This window comes from Deinococcota bacterium, from assembly GCA_030858465.1.
GTDB lineage: Bacteria > Deinococcota > Deinococci > Deinococcales > Trueperaceae > JALZLY01.
Window position 1 is genome coordinate 1 of record JALZLY010000205.1, and the last position, 2,028, is coordinate 2,028.

Here is a 2,028-nt window from a genome sequence, read left to right on the forward strand (position 1 = left end):
AGATCGAGATGGTCCCGGGCTGGAGCAACACCATGTACCTGCAAGCGGACGAGCCGGGCGAGTACTTCGGCAAGTGCGCGGAGTTCTGCGGGCTCCAGCACGCCAACATGGAGTTCTTAGTGATCGCGCAGAGCCGGGACGACTTCGCGGCTTGGCTCGAGCTTCAAGCGCAGGAGGCGACCGAGCCCGAGACGGCGCTGGCGAGGAGGGGCCTCGAGGTCTTCGTGAGCACCCCCTGCGCGCTCTGCCACACGATTCGCGGCGCCTCGGAGGCGGCCGTCGAGGTCGGCCCCGACCTCACCCACTTGGTCAGCCGCCGCACCCTGGCGGCCAGGATGCTCGAGAACAACCGCGGCAACTTAGGCGGCTGGATCGCCGATCCTCAGGGCCTCAAGCCGGGCAACACTATGCCGGCGATCAACTTGCCATCAGAGGACTTCATCGCGCTCCTCGACTACTTGGATACCTTGCGCTGAGCGGTGCGCGTTCAGGTCAGGTCAAGCCGTGCCCGCCAGAAAGCGCTCGCCCTGGCACCGACGAGTTTTGCAGTTCCCTCGTAACGACGGGCGACGGCCCTGGCAGCCTCGAGATAGCGGCCACCCTCCTCCGTTCGGGCAAGGGCGACCAGAGCGCCGAGGGTCATGCCCACGGCGGAAGACAGCTCGTGATCCACCACGTCTTGCGTCTCGACAGGGCTGCCCGGCCTGTCCGACAAGGTGCCCGTGCGCGCGTCCAGGTAGCTCGTCAGGACTGCATCGGCTGCTCGCCGCGCCGCCTCCAGGTGCTCTTCGCCTGGGTGTCCAGACGCCCCCGTCAGGCGGTGGGCGGCAAGACAGGCCAGACAGACGGACGCCTGATCCTCGAGCCACCCCTCTCCCGCCGTGCGGACGTAACCCGAGGACGCGTCAAAAGGCCGAGCCACGAGCGCCTCGAGGAGCCGAAACAAGGCTTCGTGAGGGAACTCGAGGCCGCATCCTGCCGCCTCGAGCAGCCAGCGCAGGCTCTCTGCTTGCCAACTGAGCGCCTGCGCGGTCACCAGCTCCGGAGACCGCCGCTGGGCGCGGATGAGGCCGAGCTGCGCCTTGCCCGCCTCGAGGCGCGCTCGAGCGAGTTCCGGCTCGAGCCCTCGCGCCGCCATCGCCTCCGGCTCGAGGGCGCGGTAGAGGACTTGCGGCGAGGGATGGGGCGTGAGGTGGAAGTGCAGGCCGAGCACCTGGACGAGGGCGGGCTCCAAGCTGCTCATGACTTCCTCGGAGGTCCAGGTGTAGTAACGGGTGTCGGAGGCGAGGGCAATGACCCCGTTCTCGAGGCTGGCCAGGGCGAAGCGTGCGGCGCCCTCGGCGACTTCGGCGAAGTCGGGTCGGTCAAAGAGCGTCGCGGCGCGGGCGTAGACGGCAGCCAGCCCGGCGTTGACCGGCACCGGCTTCTCGAAGTGCGGCACGACCCAGCGCGCGTCGCGCGCGCAGCGGTGAAAGCTGCCGCCGAGCTGGTCGAGTAGGCCTCCTTTGGTCATGCCCTCCAGGGTCTTGAGGAGGTGGTCGCGCGCGGGCGCAAAACCTCGCTCGGCAGCCCCCAGCAGCAGCCAGAGCAGCGGCACGTTGGGGTGCTTGGGAAGCTCGCGCAGCCCTCCGTGCCGCCCATCGAGCTCGCCTTTGGCCCCTTCCCAAAAACCCTGAAAGGAGGTAAAGGCCGAGCCGCCCGACGCCCCTGCCTGCAGCGCGCGTGCCTCTAGAGCGAGCGCGTCTCTCCGCTCGCCGTAGCTCTCCGAGACCGAGCGCAGGAGCGATAGCAGCGAGGGGTAAGGCTCGCGCCCTTCGGGCCACATGCAGGGGTAGCTCAAGAAGGGCAGGCCCTCATGGGTCAGCAGGGCGAGGAGCGGCGGCCCGGCCGTACCCGTCAGGGCAACCGAGGCTAGGCGCAGGCGGGCGGCGAGGTCGGGGCGTTCCCAGGGGTCGAGGAGGACGGGCATGAAGGACGCGCGGATGCACCTTCGCAGCGCCTCGTCCCGCCCCAGGACGAGGGCGAGGC

General features: G+C 69.4%; 2 protein-coding genes. One reads left to right on the top strand and one right to left on the bottom strand.

Annotated elements, in window-relative coordinates:
• The coding region (locus M3498_10345) for a c-type cytochrome (protein MDQ3459681.1) at window positions 1-476 on the top strand (476 nt) is incomplete at its 5' end.
• A gap of 11 nt (window positions 477-487) precedes the next feature.
• Here M3498_10345 and M3498_10350 read toward each other — a convergent pair.
• Window positions 488-2,028, bottom strand: a 1,541-nt coding sequence (locus tag M3498_10350; protein ID MDQ3459682.1) for a DUF255 domain-containing protein, incomplete at its 5' end; no start/stop codon positions are given.